The organism is Streptomyces sp. NPDC097107 (assembly GCF_044762405.1).
GTDB lineage: Bacteria > Actinomycetota > Actinomycetes > Streptomycetales > Streptomycetaceae > Streptomyces > Streptomyces thinghirensis.
In genome coordinates, this window is record NZ_JBIWEF010000005.1 from 304,482 (window position 1) to 320,056 (window position 15,575).

Sequence of the window (15,575 nt, forward strand, 5' to 3'; positions counted from 1 at the left end):
GCCTTCGCCGGCGCCATGCCCTGTTCACATTTCGGGACGCAGTGTTGTGGGTATGTGACGTTCCGTTTGGTGCTGCCCCGGCGGATCCGCCACCGGATCACCGGCGCAGCAGAACACGCCTGGTCGCACGGGCCCACCGCACCCCGGGACGCTCCGAACGCGGCACCGGCCCCGACCGCTCCAGCCACCACTCCCGCAACTCGATCCGCACCTCGGCGTCCAGCGGCCGGCCGGCCCGCACCAGGTGCTCGACGAAGTCGAGGGCGTCCCGCCGGTAGCCACCGGTCATCGGACGCTTCCGCGCATAGGCGAGGAAGGACGGCCGGTACCCCGCGCCGAGAATCACCGGCAGCTCGGGCGCGACCTTCGCGACCACGTCGGCCCGCTTCCCGGCGAGCGCCCGCGCCTGCACCCCCAGCCGCACCCGGTCGAATCCCTCGGGCACGGGCGTCCCGGCGACCAGCGCGGACAGCAGCGCGGCCTGTGCGAGGGCGAGCCGCTGCCGTACGGCGTCACCGGCACCGGCCCCGTCACGCGCGGCTCGCGACGCCGCCGCACCGCCTCCGGCGGGCGCCGTGCCCATCACCTGCTGCGGGGAGGCGGTGGGCGCCGTGCCCATCACCTGCTGCGGGGAGGCGGTGGGCGCCGTGCCCATCACCTGCTGCGGGGAGGCGGTGGGCGCCGTAGCCATCACCTGCCGCGGCGAGGCGGTGGGCGCCGTACCCGCCGCCCGTCCCTTCTCCACGGCGCCGCGGATCGCCTCCACTTCCGCCGCCAGCTCCTCGCCCTCGGGGAAGTCCTCGTCGCGCTCCAGCAGCACGCCCGGCGGCGCCACGCGCGAGGCGAGGTCGGTCAGGATGTCGAGCACCGGCTGCGGAACGGGGTGGGCGTGGCTGTCGTGCCAGACGCCGTCCCGCTCGAAGCCGCCCGCGACATGGACGTACGCGATGGCCTCCAGGGGCAGCTCGCCGAGCGCCTCGGCCGGGTCCGCACCGAGATTGACGTGGCTGGTGTGCAGGTTCGCCACGTCGATCAGCAGCCGCACCCCGGTCCGGTCGGCCAGCTCGTACAGGAACTGCCCCTCCGTCAGCTCCTCGTCCGGCCAGGAGACGAGCGCGGCGATGTTCTCCACGGCGAGCGGCACGGGCAGCGCGTCCTGCGCGATGCGCACGTTCTCGCACAGCACGTCGAGGGCGTCGCGGGTGCGCGGCACGGGCAGCAGGTGCCCCGCCTCCAGGAGCGGGGAGGCGGTCAGCGGCCCGCCCGCCCGGACGAACGCGATGTGCTCGGTGACCAGCGGCGACCCCAGCACCTCCGCCCGCTCGGCCAGCGCCGCCAGCCGTCCCGCGTCCGGCCGCTCGGCGCCGCCGAGCCCGAGCGAGACCCCGTGCGGCACGACGGTCACCCCGCGCTCGCGCAACCGCAGCAGCGAGTCGGGCAGATGCCCGGGGCAGAGGTTCTCGGCCACGGCCTCGACCCAGTCGATGCCGCGCATCCGCTCGACGACGTCCGCGATCTCCGGACGCCACCCGATACCCGTTCCCAGTCGCGCCGTACGCGCCGTACCCGTCATCCGCTCCATGGTTCGTCCCCCTCCTGCGAACATGACGGGGATATCGCCCACCGGGCCCGGCCCGAACCCCGGGCCCGGCATGTTCAGAGCAACATCTGAGGTTCGCGGCGGCGCCGGACCGTCAGCGCAGGGCGAGCCGCATCAGCACCCGGGGATGGCCGGCCAGCACCGACGTGGTGTCGGCGGCGTGGACGAACCCCGCGCGCTCGAAGTTCCTGCGGAGCCCGGCGTACGCCATGGTCACGTCGACCCTGGCGTCCCCGTTGTCGAGCGGATACGCCTCGATCGCCGGCGCGCCCTGGGCGCGGGCGAAGTCGACCGCCCCGGCGATCAGGGAGTGGGAGATCCCCTTCTTCCGGTGACCGGGCCGTACGCGGACGCACCACAACGACCAGACCGGCAGATCGTCCACGTGCGGGATCTTGCGGTTGCGGGCGAAGGAGGTGTCCGCACGTGGTGCGACCGCGGCCCAGCCGACCGGCTCGGCACCGTCGTAGGCGAGCACCCCCGGAGGGGGGCCCGTACGGCACAGCTCGGCGACGTAGGCTCCTCGGGCCGGGCCGCGCAGTTCGTTGTTGACCTTGGAGGGGACGCGGTAGCTCAGGCACCAGCAGACGTTGGACGTCGGCGACTTCGGACCGAGCAGGGTCCGGACGTCCTCGAAGACCGAGGCCGGGCGAACGTCGATGGTCATGGCACCACGATGTCACGGCGCACAGGCCGACGCCGCTGTTCGCCCGTCTCGACGGACCAGCCGTCTACCGCAGCGCCGGATGGTCCGCCACCACCGTGCACGACCCCGGTGCGATCTCCGTGTACCCGGCGTCGCGGACCACCGGCAGGCCGCTCGTCGTGAGACCGCGCCAGCGGCCGGGGTCCGCCGTGCGCACCGCCAGCGGGAAGCCCGCGTCGCGCCACGCCGCCCGCTCGCCGTCCGACAGTTGCCACCACGCGAGCTGCGCGCCGTGTCCGGCCTGGGCCATCGCCTTGCCGGCCGACATGTCCAGGTCGGGGCTCATCCAGAGCACCGGCGCGGAGAGGCCGGCGTCGACCGGCGGCTCCGGGTCGTCGAGGTCGGTGCCGGAGACCTGGAGCCGGGCCAGGTCCTTGGGCCAGCCGTCCAGCGGGACCGGCGGGAAGACCCGCACCTGGGCCGTCTTGCCGGTGACCGTGATGCCGGGCAGCGCCTCGGCCCGCCGCCACTCGGCGCCCCGCGCCCGCCGCACGACCTTGCGGATACGCGCGTCCTGCCAGTCCCGCATCACCCGCGCCCACGCGCCGTCGCCGGTCGACCGCTCGTCGCCGAGCATCGACAGCACCGCCCGGGCCGCGGTCTCCAACGCGTCGGTACGGGGCGGCGGCGCCGCCCGCTCGATGCGCACGACCAGGGGCAGTACGAACTGCGGCGCGAGGTCGCGGTCGCCGGGTTCGGGGCGGAAGGGGCTGTCGGGGACGGGAGTCGTCGGCTCGTTGCTCACGCCCACCAGTCTGCCAAGTCCCGGGCGCACGAGAGGATGACCCCATGCAACGCGAGCTACGGCTGGACGGCGTCGGCCGTCGGTACGGTCTGCGCGGGCCCTGGGTACTGCTCGCGCAGATCAGCCTGAGCAGGCCGTGCGCTGGGCCTCCTGCCACTCGCAGACCGGGCAGAAGGTGATGCCCTTGTACGACTCGGGGTACTCCGTCGGCTCCCGGCACAGCACGCTCCCCCACTCTCGACTGCGCTCGAGCGGGGGGACCCCCATCGCGTACGGCGGGCCGTCGGCCTTGGGCGGCCGGGTCGCGTCGATCAGACAGTAGTCGTCAAGACCGGTGTCCTCGTCGCTGCTCATCTCTCCAGGGTAGGACCGTCAGGCGCGGCCGTTCGCGGCGCCGATCAGCTCCGAGACCTTCACGAAGCGGTAGCCCTGGCGGCGCAGCTCGGGCACGACCTTCCGCACCACCTGTTCGGTCACCGGGGCGGCACTGCGGGTGCAGTGCATGACGACGACCGACCCCGGCCGCACCCCGTCCAGCACCTGCCGGGCCACCGCGTCGGCGTCCGTCGCGAACGCGTCGCCGCTCACCACGTCCCACTGGACGGCGGTGACGCCGGTGGCGGTCAGTTCCCCGAGGGCAGCCTTGTCGTAGCAGCCGCCGGGGAAGCGGAAGTACGGCATCGCGTTCCGTACCCCGGCCTCGCGGAAGGCCGCGTACGCCCGTTCCACGTCCGAGCGCATCCGCTCCTCGGACACGTTCGGCAGGCCGTAGCAGTCGTCGGTGTAGGCGTAGTGGCTGTAGGAGTGGTTCGCGATCTCGAACCGCGGGTCCCGGCCGATGGACCGGGCCTGGTCCGGGTACTCCTCGGCCCACCGGCCGGTCATGAAGACCGTGGCGGGCACTTTCAGCTCCCGCAGGGTCGCGATCAGCTGCGGATTGTCGAACCGTTCGCCCGCCGCCGCACGCGGCCCCTGGTCGGCGGTCATGTCGGCGTCGAAGGTGAGGGCGACCGTCCTGCCGTCCACGCGCGGCCCGTGCTCGAAGACGGGGGTCAGGCCCGCGGGGCCGGGGGCGAGCGTCGGAGGCCGGGACGGGGCCGGCTTCGACGGTGCGGCGGAGGACGCGGCCGGGGCCGGGCGGGGGATCTGCGGGGCCTCGGCGGTCCCGCAGGCGGCGAGGACGGCGCCCAGGGCACACAGGGTGGTTGCACGTCGTACGAGAGTGATCACCGTACGAACGTATGAGTGCGTTGTTCTGTATGTATGACTATGGGGAGTGACGTGCCCGAGGGGTCACCCTCTCGGGTCAGGACCCCTCGGCGGCGGTCAGATGTCCCGCTGCTCCAGCGGCTTCGTCGCCGGGCCCTCGATCACCTTGCCGTCCGTGCCGAAGCGGGAGCCGTGGCAGGGGCACTCCCAGGCGCGTTCCGCCGCGTTGAAGTTGACCAGGCAGCCGAGGTGGGTGCAGCGCGGCGAGACGGCGTGCAGCGCGCCGGCCTCGTCCCGGTAGACCGCCAGCCGGTCACCGCCCGCCCGGACGACGGCACCCTCGCCCGGCGGCAGGGCGTCCACCGGCGGGGAAGGCTTGAGCCGGTCGCCGACGAAGTGGCGGGCGACCTCGGCCTGCGTCTTGAGGAACGCCGGCGCCTCACGCACCGCCGTGCGCAGCCGGCGCGGGTCGTACAGCTCGCTCCACGCGCACTCCTCGCCGCTGATCTGCGCGGTGAGCAGCCGGCCCGCCATCATGCCGCCGCTCAGCCCCCAGCCGCCGAAGCCGGTGGCGACGTACGTGTGGTGCGCGCCCGGGTGCAGGGGGCCCACCATCGGCACGGTGTCGGTCGGGTCGATGTCCTGCGTCGCCCAGGCGTGGGTGAGGTCGACGCCGGGGAAGTGCTCGCCGGCCCAGGCGGACAGGCGGTCGAAGCGCTCCCGGGTGTCGCCCGTGCCGGGCGTGAAGTGCTCCCCGGTGACGACCAGCAGCCGGCGGCCCGTGCCGTCGCCCGCGTCGTCCAGGGGCGCCGTACGGACCGAGCGCGTGTTCTCGTCCGGCGTGATGTACATGCCGTCGACGTCGCGGTCCGCCTCGATGCTCCCGGCGACGACCAGCTCCCGGCGCGGGGAGAGGCGGGCGAAGAGCAGCGCCCGGTCGAAGATCGGGTAGTGGGTGGCGACCACGACGTCCCGGGCGGTGACCGTCGCTCCCGCCACGGTCGACACGCGGCACGGCTCGCCCTCGTCCAGGCCGTGGACCGTGGTGTTCTCGAAGATCCGCCCGCCGTGCGCCTCCAGGTCCTCGGCGAGGGCCAGCAGGTACTTGCGCGGATGGAACTGCGCCTGTCCGGTGACCTCGACCGCGCCCGCGACCGGGAACGGCAGCGCCGTCTCCGTCACGAACGACGCCGGCAGCCCCGCCTCCTTCGCGGCGGCCGCCTCGGCCCGCAGCTCGTCCACGCGGCCGGCGTCGCGGACGTACGTGTAGGCGCTGCGGGTCTCCCAGTCGCAGTCGATGCCCAGCTCGGCCACGATCCCGGCGGCGTGCTCGATCGCCTCGGACTGCGAGCGGGCGTACAGGCGGGCGCCCTCGGGGCCGCGGGTGCGGCGCAGCTTGTCGTAGATCAGCGTGTGCTGGGCGGTCAGCTTGGCGCTGGTGTGGCCGGTGACGCCGGCGGCGACCCGCCCGGCCTCCAGCACCGCCACACTGCGCCCGGCCCGCGCCAGTTCCCAGGCGGTGCTGAGACCGGCGACGCCGGCGCCGATGACGGCGACATCGACGTCGAGGTCCTCCGCGAGGGCGGGGCGCGGCGCACCGCCCGGTGCCGTCTGAAGCCAGTACGAGCCGTTGACCTGCGGGTTCTCCGTCATGTGGCCCCGAGTACCCCGTAGCTGCGGCTTCAGTGACCGGGCGGTGCGCCTCTGGTCGCCCGCGCCTACCTGCGCCAGGGGCCGGTCACCGCGAACGTCGTCCCGGGCGTGTAGCAGTTGACGTACATCGTGTCGCCGTCGGGGGAGAAGGTGACCCCGGCGAACTCACCCCACTCCGGTTCCTCCGGCGTTCCGGTGTTCTGGGCGCCGCGGGCCATCTCGTACACCTCGCCGCGCCTGGTCACGCCGTAGACGTGCTGGGCGCCGCTGCCGTCCTCGCAGACCATGAGGCCGCCGCTGGGGGCCAGGCAGATGTTGTCCGGGGACTCGCCGGGGAGCTGCACGTCGGTGTCCGGGCCGAAGACGATCACCAGGGTCAGCCGGCGCCGCTCGGGGTCGTAGCGCCAGATCTGGCCGTAGTGGTCGCCCGCCGAGCCCTCGTCGCTGTGGGCGAAGGACGACACGAAGTAGACGCTGCGCCCGCCCCAGTAGCAGCCCTCCAGCTTCTGCGCGTGGGTGATGCCGCCCCGGCCGAAGTCCTGGTGCCGGATGGGGGTCTCGACGGCCAGCGGGTCGGGTACGTCCACCCATTCGATGCCGTCGAAGCAGGCGCCCGTCTCCTGGATCGAGGACAGGTCGGGCACGCCCGGCACACGCATCGCCTGGAGCCGGCCGCCGGCCCGCAGCGAGCCCGTACCGCCCAGCGGTTTCTCGGGCAGGAACCGGTAGAAGAGACCGAACGGCCGCTCGAACGCGTCCTCCGTCTCGTACACGACGCCCCGCCGCGGATCCACGGCGACCGCCTCGTGCTGGAAGCGGCCCATCGCGGTCAGCGGCACCGCGCCGGTGCGGTGCGGATCGACGGGGTCGACCTCGAAGATGAAGCCGTGGTCCTTGGTGTAGCCGTTGGTGCCGGCCTTTTCCTCGGTCTCCTCGCAGGTCAGCCACGTGTGCCAGGGGGTGGGACCGCCCGCGCAGTTCACCGCCGTGCCGGCGATCGCGACCCGCTCGTCGCGGACGTGGTTGCGGGAGTCCAGGGTCAGGGTCGTACAGCCGCCCTTGCCCTCCGGGTCGTACGTCAGACCCCGCACCGTCGGGACGGGGATCCTGCCGTTGGCGCGGTTCTCGTGGTTGCGCACGAGGTGGACGCCGCCGTGGCGGCCCCGGGAGCGCGCGGCGAAGGCCGCCATGCCGTCGTGGTTGGACGGGACCTGCCCCTCGCCGGAGCGCAGCTCGTCGCCCTCGCGGGACAGGACCCGGTAGCGGAACCCTCTGGGCAGGTCGAGCAGGCCGTCGGGGTCGGGGACCAGAGGGCCGTAGCCGGTGTGGCCCGGGGACTGCGCGGCGGCGGTGCCGGCGAAGAGTTCGGAGAGGGCTCCGGTGAAGGCGATGCCCGCGCCGAGCGCGCCGGTGCGGGCGAGTACCTGACGTCGGGTCGTGTCGCGACCGGACAGGGAACTGGACATGGGGCGGCCTTCCTGCTGGCGGACAGGATTGTGACCCCGCTGTGTCTATCACCTGGCACGTTTCCCGGGAACCACGCGCGCTACACGCGTCACATGCCGGCCGGCCGCTCCGGGGTCCCGCCCAGCGGGGCCCGCTGCGGATTCTCCAGGAACCGCAGCAGCTCCACCGGGAAGGGCAGCACGAGTGTCGAGTTCTTCTCGGCGGCCACCGCCACCACCGTCTGCAGCAGCCGCAGTTGCAGCGCGGCCGGCGTCTCCGACATCTCCCGCGCCGCCTCGGCGAGCACCTTGGACGCCTGGCGCTCGGCGTCGGCGTTGATGACCCGGGCCCGCCGCTCGCGGTCGGCCTCGGCCTGCCGGGCCATCGAGCGCTTCATGGTCTCGGGCAGCGACACGTCCTTGATCTCGACGCGGTCGATCTGCACGCCCCAGCCGATGGCCGGGCTGTCGATCATCAGCTCCAGGCCCTGGTTCAGCTTCTCCCGGTTGGACAGCAGGTCGTCCAGGTCACTCTTGCCGATGATGGACCGCAGCGATGTCTGGGCCATCTGGGACACGGCGAACTTGTAGTCCTCGACGCGGATGAGGGCGTAGGCGGCGTCGACCACCTTGAAGTAGACGACCGCGTCCACGCGGACGGTCACGTTGTCCCGGGTGATGCCCTCCTGGGCGGGCACCGGCATCGTCACGATCTGCATGTTGACCTTGTGCAGCCGGTCCACCACCGGGACGATCATGGTGAAGCCGGGTTGCCGCACCTCACCGGCGAGCCGGCCGAGCCGGAGGACGACCCCGCGCTCGTACTGCTTGACGATCCGCGCCGCCGACGCCAAGTACAGCACTCCGGCGCTTCCGGCGGCGGCAGCCGCGGTCAGCAGTTCCTGGAGCATGGCGACCTCCTCGCCCAGAGGGCCGTTTCGCCTACTCCTGTCACGATATGCCGGAGGCCCGGTCCGAGGCCATGCCCCGGACCGGGCCTCCCGCGCATCGACGGGACTGCTCGATGGGCTACACGGCCGCCGTCGTCGGTTCGGTGACCTTCACCGGGTCCGTGCCGGTGGCGCTGTGCCGCTCGGCCCAGTTCTCCAGCGCGGTGCGGCAGGCGTGGTCCAGGTGGTGCAGCCCGGACAGGTCGAGCTCGACCGGGCGGTCCTGCGGCAGCGCCTCCAGGCTCTCCAGGATCTTCGGCAGCCGCAGGAAGGTCGCGTTGCCCGACAGGTGCGCCTGGATGGGGCCGGCGCCCTTGTCGACGACCTCCAGCTTGAGGTGGGAAGCCTCCCAGGCGGTCTTGACCACGGACAGGGCCAGACCGATCAGCACGCCCTCGAACATGTTGACCGCGACGATCGACACGGCCGTGACCACCAGGATGAGCGCCTCGCCCCGGTGTCCCCGCCACAGCGACACGATGCCGCGGAACGGGATCAGCTTCCAGCCCGCGTGGACCAGGATGCCCGCCAGTGCGGGCAGCGGGATCAGGGCCAGCACGGACGGCAGCAGCGCGGCGAACAGCAGCAGCCACACGCCGTGCAGCACCCGGGACGCCTTGGTGCGCGCGCCCGCGCCCACGTTGGCGGAGCTGCGCACGATGACGGCGGTCATCGGGAGCGCGCCGAGCAGGCCGCACACCGTGTTGCCCGCGCCCTGCGCCATCAGCTCCTTGTTGTACTCGGTGCGCGGGCCGTTGTGCAGCCGGTCCACCGCGGCGGCGCTGAACAGGCTCTCCGCCGAGGCGATCAGGGTGAAGGCGACGATCGTGCCGAGGATGCCCACGCTCGCCAGCTCGCCGAAGGCGTCGGCACCGGGCGGCTGGATCACGCCCAGCAGGCCGTTCACCTCGACGGTCGCCACCGACAGTCCGAAGACCGCCGTGACCGCCGTGGCCAGACCGACCGCCGCGAGCGCGCCCGGCACGGTCTGCACCTGCTTCGGCAGCCGCTTCCACAGCACCATCACCGCGACGGTGCCCGCCCCGAGGGCGAGCGAGACGAGCGCCTCGCTGCTGCCCAGCGCGTCGGCGGCGGCCCCGGGCAGCCCGATGATCTTGTCGAGGCCGGAGGCGGGGGCGTCGAGACCGGCCGCCGAGTACAGCTGGCCGGCGATGAGCACGAGGCCGATGCCGGCCAGCATGCCCTCGACGACCGAAAGGGAGATCGCCCGGAACCAGCGCCCCAGCTTCAGGGCGCCCATCGCGAGCTGGATCAGACCGGCGGCCAGCACGATCACGCCGAGCGCGGGCAGCCCGTACTCGTCGACCGCGCCGAAGACCAGCACCGTCAGGCCCGCGGCCGGACCGGACACCTGAAGGCTGCTGCCCGGCAGGAGGCCGGTGACGATGCCGCCCACGATGCCCGTGACGAGGCCGAGTTCGGCCGGGACACCGGAGGCGACGGCGACGCCCACGCACAGCGGGAGGGCGACCAGGAAGACGACGAGCGAGGCGGCGAAGTCCTGCCGCAGATGGGGGAACTTCCGGGAGTTCCCGGATCGCGGGTTCTCGGATATGACCTTCATGCCGGTGCTCACAGGGTCTCGAACGTGTCGGTGTCCGCGTGGTGTTCGCGTACGACCCCGGTGTGGACCTCGTAGTACCAGCCGTGCATCCGCAGCCGGCCGTCCGTCAGCCGCCGCTCGACACAGGGGTAGGAGCGCAGTCGCAGCAGCTGTGCCAGGACGTGGTGCTGCACGGCCTCGGCGACCGTGGGGTCGGCGGGGTCGCAGGGCTTCGGCTCGTCCGCGGCGTGCGTCAGCCAGTCGCGCACGGCGGGTACGGCGCTCAGGTCGTCGCCGCGTACCAGCGCGCCGACGGCGCCGCAGTGCGAGTGGCCGCAGACCACGATGTCGGTGACGCCGAGCACTTCCACGGCGTACTCGATGGTGGCGGCCTCGCCGGAGGGGCGCTCGGCGCCGTGGGGCGGGACGATGTTGCCCGCGGTGCGCAGCTCGAAGAGCCGGCCGGGACCGGCGCCCGTGATCAGGGCGGGGACGACGCGGGAGTCGGAGCAGGTGATGAACAGGACTTCGGGCGACTGGCCTTGGGCGTGCCCGGCGAACTCCTCAGGGCGCTGTCCGTACGTGCGGGCGTTGTCGATGAGGGGCTGCATGATGCGGTGATTCCTCCTGGCGCGCTGTGGGGGGCGCGTCGGATGGGCAGGACAGAGGTGGGGATGTGTTCCGGTCCCTCAGCAGCGGAAGACCTGGAGTGCCGCCGGGGAGTGGTCCGGAGCCGGTCTCGGCCGGTGTCCGGCCGCACGGCCGGACAGGGCGGGTTCGGGCACCGCCGAGCCACGCTCCCGCAGGATCGGGCGTTCCGGAGCGTCGGGCTGGGGCGCCGTGGCAGTGCGGTGCCGGTCGCGGACGCGCGGGGAACCGTTCGGGTTCCCGGACCGGCCCGCGTCGTGGCAGGTGACGATCTCGTCGTGCGGTCCCATGCCGGAGAGGGTGGCTCCGGGGTGGGCATTGGCCACGGCATCACGGCTTGTATGCGCGGATGCGAAGGGTGCGCTGTGTGCGAAGACCACCAGGGCGATCAGGACGGCGGCGAGGAGCGGAACCACGGTCCGGGCCGTCGTGCGTCGCGACATACGCCCCCCTCCAGGCAGTTCACGCCACTGGCATGTGCCGACACGTGGCCGGCGCAAGGTCAATGCGATCCCAACGCATGGTCAATGCACGGTCAAGAACTACGTTAACCCTGCAAAGAGCTTTGCAGGGTTAACGTAGCGTTACTAGCTGAAGAGAGCCTGAAATTGGCGGGTGAATTGGCGGGAACAGGCCGTTCCGGCCGTTCTCAGGGCGTGTCGACGAGCCGTGCCGCGTCCCGGGCCAGCGCGGTGAGCCGGGAGATCGCCCGGAAGTACTTCTTGCGGTACCCGCCCTTCAGCATCTCCTCGCTGAAGAGCCGGTCGAACGGCAGTCCGGAGGCCAGGACGGGCACCTCACGGTCGTAAAGCCGGTCCGCGAGCACCACGAGGCGCAGCGCCGTCGACTGGTCCGGCACCGGGCGCACCCCGGTGAGGCACACGGCCGAGAGGCCGTCGGTCAGGGCGCCGTAGCGGCTGGGGTGGACGCGGGCGAGGTGGTCGAGGAGCGCGGGGAAGCCGTCCAGGGAGGCGCCCTCGGTCGCTTGGGCCGCGCGGGTCACCTGCTCGTCGGAGTGCGGCGCCGGTGCCTCGGGCAGACCGCGGTGGCGGTAGTCCTCGCCGTCGATGCGCAGGGCGCGGAAGTGGGCGGACAGACCCTGGATCTCGCGCAGGAAGTCGGCCGCCGCGAAGCGGCCCTCGCCGAGCTTGCCCGGCAGCGTGTTGGAGGTGGCGGCGAGCGCCACGCCCGCCTCGACGAGCCGGGCGAGCAGGCTGGAGACGAGGACGGTGTCGCCGGGGTCGTCGAGCTCGAACTCGTCGATGCACAGGAGACGGTGCCCGGAAAGCGTCCGCACGGTCTGCTGGAAGCCGAGGGCGCCGACGAGGTTGGTCAGCTCCACGAAGGTGCCGAACGCCTTGCGGGAGGGCTCGGCGGGGGTGGCGTGCCACAGGGAGGCCAGCAGGTGGGTCTTGCCGACGCCGTAGCCGCCGTCGAGGTAGACGCCGCGGGGGCCGGCGGGGGGCTTCGGGGCCCTGCTCCGGCCGAGACCGAAGAAGCCGCGCCTGCCGGTGGCGGCGGGGGCCCCGTCGAGTCCGGTCGCGAAGTCCTCCAGGACGCGTACGGCCTCGCTCTGGCTGGGCTGGTTCGGGTCCGGGATGTAGGTGCTGAAGCGCACCGAGTCGAAGCGGGGCGGGGGCACCATCTCGGCGACCAGGCGGTCCGCGGGGACGTGCGGCTCACGGGCGCACAGGGACAGCGGGGCGGCGGCGGGCGCCGTCCCGGCTATCGGGGGGCGACCGGAGGGGGCGGAACCGGGGGCGGGGGAGGAGGACGACACGGGGGTCCATGGTAGGGCCTGTCCGGGGGGTGGCGGTCGCCGTGCGGGGTGTGACGTGGGTCGGGGCGATGGTGTCTGTGCAGGGGCCGGGGGCCGGGGGTCGGGTGCGGGGGTGGTGGGGTGCACGGTTGGGCGTGCGCGGTCCGTGCGTCGTTCGGTGGCCCGGTGCGGGGGCTGGGCGGGAGTGGGGTGCGCGGCCCGGCGCTCCGGGGTGCCGCCGCGCCCACCCGTGCCCGCCCCTGGCGGCACGACTGCCCGCGGTCGCGCGGTCGCCGACCGCGCGGTTCGGGTTCCGGCCGCGTGGAACACTGCACGGCATGCGACGCCTGTTCCCCGTGACACCTGTGCCACCCGTGACCCCTGTGACCGATCAGACAGTCGGCCCGGGCCCCGACGGGACCGATCGGGAGTGGAGCCTCGCCGAGCTGGCCGCCGCCTACGCCTATCCCGGGCAGGACGGGCGGCCGGGGGCGTGGCTGCGGGCGAACATGGTCTCCACCCTCGACGGCGCCGCCCAGCACGACGGCCGGTCCCAGCCCATCTCCAGCGCGGCCGACATGCGCGTCTTCGGCACTCTGCGCGCCCTGGCGGACGTGGTGGTCGCCGGCGCCGAGACCGTACGTCAGGAGGGGTACCGCCCGGCGCGCTCGCGTGCGGAGTTCGCGGAGCTGCGGCGGGCGGCCGGGCAGAGCCCCGCGCCGGCGATCGCGGTGGTCAGCGCGAGTCTGGAGCTGGACTTCTCCCTGCCGCTGTTCACCTCGCCGCTGGTGCCGACCCTGATCCTGACCGGCGCGGCCGCGGCCCCGGACCGGATCGCGGCCGCCGAGAAGGCCGGCGCCCGGGTGGTGATCGCCGGTGACGGCGTCGGCGTGGACCCAGCCCGTGCCGTCGACGCGCTCGTCGCCCTCGGTCACACCCGGCTGCTGACCGAGGGCGGTCCACGGCTGCTGGGGCAGTTCGTCACGGCCGGAGTGCTCGACGAGCTGTGTCTGACCGTCTCGCCGATGCTCACCGCGGGTGACGCGCAGCGCATCGCGGGCGGGCCCTCGGTCGAGGTTCCGCGGCGGTTCGCGCTCGCGTCACTGCTCGAGGAGGAGGGCTTTCTCTTCACCCGGTACCGGCGTGACTGAGGGAATCGGTGGACTCTCTCGTTCCGCTTAGTCCGCGCCGGGCACACTGAATCCGGCAGTACCCGTGCGATCACGGGGCAGGATGGTTTCCGCAGGGACCGGTAGGGCCTACGGAGGGTGGGCCCGACGGTCTCTCGAAGGAGAAGGGGCGCCAGAGTGTTCACAAGCGTTTTGATGATCGAGAAGGCCCTGACGTCCGCCGACGTGGAGTTCGTCACGACCTTGCACGGGGAGGAGGCGGTCGCCTTCCACGTGCTGCTCCAGCCGCGAGGCGATCAGGCGGACAGGCTGCTGAGAGCCATCGACGACGTCGCGCTCGGCGAGCTGGACGACGCGGTGCGCGAGGGGGATACGCCCGAGGGCCACGAGGCGCAGAGCGTCGGGCAGCGCGCACTGGAGGTGTCCCTCACCGCCCTGCGCGCGTCCGGGGCCGAGGCCGAGGGCCGCCTGATCGAGGACCACCCGCTCGACGAGCTCAAGTCCCTGGTCCTGGAGATCGGCGCCGACGAGGTGATCGTCCTGACCGATCCGCACTATGTGGAGGAGTTCTTCCACCGGGACTGGGCCTCGCGGGCCCGGCACAAGGTCGGCGTACCGGTCCTGAAACTGTTCTCCCACAGCAAGGCATAGGCTGGGGCCGCGCTCCAGGACTCGCGCCGGGGGCGCGCCCACCAGCACGACCACCGCTCGCAAGCACCACCTCTCGTACCACCCGCCGCACCTCTGGGGAGAACAGCGCATGGCACCCGGCCTTCCTACCGCCATGGACCGACCGCACTTCATCGGCATCGGCGGCGCCGGAATGTCGGGCATCGCCAAGATCCTCGCCCAGCGCGGCGCCGAGGTGGCGGGCAGCGACGCCCGGGAGTCCGCGACCGCCGAGGCCCTGCGCGCGCTCGGCGCCACCGTGCACGTCGGGCACGCGGCGGAGCACCTCGCCGACGACGCCAGCTGCGTGGTCGTGTCGTCGGCGATCCGCGGGGACAACCCGGAACTGGCGCGCGCCGCCGAACGCGGTATCCCGGTCGTGCACCGCTCCGACGCCCTCGCCGCGCTGATGAACGGCCTGCGCCCGATCGCCGTCGCCGGCACGCACGGCAAGACCACCACCACCTCCATGCTGGCGGTCTCCCTGTCCGAGCTGGGCCTGGACCCGTCGTACGCGATCGGCGGCGACCTGGACGCGCCCGGCTCCAACGCCCTGCACGGCGACGGCAAGATCTTCGTGGCCGAGGCGGACGAGAGCGACCGCAGCTTCCACAAGTACGCCCCCGAGGTCGCCATCGTCCTCAACGTCGAACTCGACCACCACGCCAACTACGCGTCGATGGACGAGATCTACGCGTCCTTCGAGACCTTCGCCGACAGGATCGTCCCCGGCGGCACCCTGGTGATCGCCGCCGACCAGGACGGCGCCCGGGAGCTGACGCGGCGGCTGGCCGGGTCGGTGCGGACGGTGACGTACGGGGAGTCCGAGGACGCCGACGTGCGGATCCTGTCGGTCGTCCCGCAGGGCCTGAAGAGCGAGGTCACCGTGGTGATGGACGGCACGGAGCTGACCTTCGCGGTCTCCGTCCCCGGCCGCCACTACGCCCACAACGCGGTCGCCGCCCTCGCGGCGGGCGTGGCCCTCGGCATCCCCGCCGCCGAGCTGGCCCCCGCGCTGGCCGCCTACACGGGCGTCAAGCGGCGCCTCCAGCTCAAGGGCGAGGCGGCCGGCGTCCAGGTCGTCGACTCCTACGCGCACCACCCCACCGAGATGACGGCGGACCTGGAGGCCATGCGCGCCGCGGTCGGCGACGCCCGCATCCTGGTCCTCTTCCAGCCGCACCTGTTCTCCCGCACCCAGGAGCTGGGCAAGGAGATGGGCCAGGCGCTGGCGCTGGCGGACGCGTCGGTGGTCCTCGACATCTACCCGGCCCGCGAGGACCCGATCCCCGGCATCACCAGCGAGCTGATCATCGAGGCGGCCCGCGCCGCGGGCGCGGACGTCACGCCGGTCCACGACAAGGACGGGGCGCCCGCGGTGGTCGCGGGAATGGCGAAGGCCGGTGATCTCGTTCTCACCATGGGCGCGGGCGACGTCACGGACCTCGGACCGCGCATCCTGGACCAGCTGTCGAGCACGGGTAAGTAAGGGGCTGA

General features: G+C 73.0%; 15 protein-coding genes. 3 read left to right on the forward strand and 12 right to left on the reverse strand.

What is annotated here, in order from left to right:
- Positions 1-97 precede the first annotated feature (97 nt).
- The 12 genes from ACIQ1J_RS14100 to zapE form a co-directional block, all read right to left on the reverse strand.
- Positions 98-1,582 carry a DUF692 domain-containing protein gene (locus tag ACIQ1J_RS14100; RefSeq protein ID WP_403556967.1) on the reverse strand — a complete coding sequence of 495 codons (1,485 nt, stop codon included), beginning with the start codon at positions 1,580-1,582 and terminating at the stop codon, positions 98-100.
- Positions 1,583-1,694: 112 nt separating this feature from the next.
- A complete protein-coding gene (locus ACIQ1J_RS14105) occupies positions 1,695-2,267 on the reverse strand; it encodes a GNAT family N-acetyltransferase (RefSeq protein ID WP_403556968.1) in 573 nt (190 codons plus the stop codon).
- Positions 2,268-2,331: 64 nt separating this feature from the next.
- Complete coding sequence (locus ACIQ1J_RS14110) at positions 2,332-3,051, reverse strand: peptidyl-tRNA hydrolase (protein WP_403556969.1); 720 nt, start codon at positions 3,049-3,051, stop codon at positions 2,332-2,334.
- 120 nt (positions 3,052-3,171) lie between these two features.
- Positions 3,172-3,405 carry a hypothetical protein gene (locus tag ACIQ1J_RS14115; protein WP_403556970.1) on the reverse strand — a complete coding sequence of 78 codons (234 nt, stop codon included), beginning with the start codon at positions 3,403-3,405 and terminating at the stop codon, positions 3,172-3,174.
- 18 nt (positions 3,406-3,423) lie between these two features.
- On the reverse strand, positions 3,424-4,281 hold the full coding sequence (locus ACIQ1J_RS14120; protein ID WP_403556971.1) for a polysaccharide deacetylase family protein: 858 nt from the start codon (positions 4,279-4,281) through the stop codon (positions 3,424-3,426).
- A 96-nt stretch (positions 4,282-4,377) separates the two neighbouring features.
- The gene (locus ACIQ1J_RS14125) at positions 4,378-5,913 is read right to left on the reverse strand and encodes an FAD-dependent oxidoreductase (RefSeq protein ID WP_403556972.1); all 1,536 of its coding nucleotides are present in this window, start codon (positions 5,911-5,913) and stop codon (positions 4,378-4,380) included.
- 65 nt (positions 5,914-5,978) lie between these two features.
- On the reverse strand, positions 5,979-7,379 hold the full coding sequence (locus ACIQ1J_RS14130) for a PhoX family protein (protein ID WP_403556973.1): 1,401 nt from the start codon (positions 7,377-7,379) through the stop codon (positions 5,979-5,981).
- 89 nt (positions 7,380-7,468) lie between these two features.
- On the reverse strand, positions 7,469-8,269 hold the full coding sequence (locus tag ACIQ1J_RS14135; protein ID WP_403556974.1) for a slipin family protein: 801 nt from the start codon (positions 8,267-8,269) through the stop codon (positions 7,469-7,471).
- 118 nt (positions 8,270-8,387) lie between these two features.
- Positions 8,388-9,893 (reverse strand): SulP family inorganic anion transporter, encoded by a 1,506-nt coding sequence (locus ACIQ1J_RS14140; protein ID WP_403556975.1) that lies wholly within the window; start codon positions 9,891-9,893, stop codon positions 8,388-8,390.
- An 8-nt stretch (positions 9,894-9,901) separates the two neighbouring features.
- Positions 9,902-10,483 carry a carbonic anhydrase gene (locus tag ACIQ1J_RS14145; RefSeq protein ID WP_403556976.1) on the reverse strand — a complete coding sequence of 194 codons (582 nt, stop codon included), beginning with the start codon at positions 10,481-10,483 and terminating at the stop codon, positions 9,902-9,904.
- A 78-nt stretch (positions 10,484-10,561) separates the two neighbouring features.
- Positions 10,562-10,963, reverse strand: coding sequence for a hypothetical protein (locus ACIQ1J_RS14150; protein ID WP_403556977.1), 402 nt, complete (start codon positions 10,961-10,963; stop codon positions 10,562-10,564).
- Positions 10,964-11,169: 206 nt separating this feature from the next.
- On the reverse strand, positions 11,170-12,300 hold the full coding sequence (gene zapE / locus ACIQ1J_RS14155) for a cell division protein ZapE (RefSeq protein WP_403556978.1): 1,131 nt from the start codon (positions 12,298-12,300) through the stop codon (positions 11,170-11,172).
- A gap of 317 nt (positions 12,301-12,617) precedes the next feature.
- Between zapE and ACIQ1J_RS14160 the strand changes: the two genes are divergently transcribed.
- From ACIQ1J_RS14160 to murC, 3 genes are all read left to right on the forward strand, one after another.
- Positions 12,618-13,430 (forward strand): pyrimidine reductase family protein, encoded by an 813-nt coding sequence (locus tag ACIQ1J_RS14160; protein WP_210964535.1) that lies wholly within the window; start codon positions 12,618-12,620, stop codon positions 13,428-13,430.
- Positions 13,431-13,586: 156 nt separating this feature from the next.
- Complete coding sequence (locus ACIQ1J_RS14165; RefSeq protein ID WP_403556979.1) at positions 13,587-14,060, forward strand: indole-3-glycerol phosphate synthase; 474 nt, start codon at positions 13,587-13,589, stop codon at positions 14,058-14,060.
- Positions 14,061-14,169: 109 nt separating this feature from the next.
- Positions 14,170-15,567 (forward strand): UDP-N-acetylmuramate--L-alanine ligase, encoded by a 1,398-nt coding sequence (murC, locus tag ACIQ1J_RS14170; protein WP_403556980.1) that lies wholly within the window; start codon positions 14,170-14,172, stop codon positions 15,565-15,567.
- The last annotated feature ends 8 nt before the right edge of the window (positions 15,568-15,575 follow it).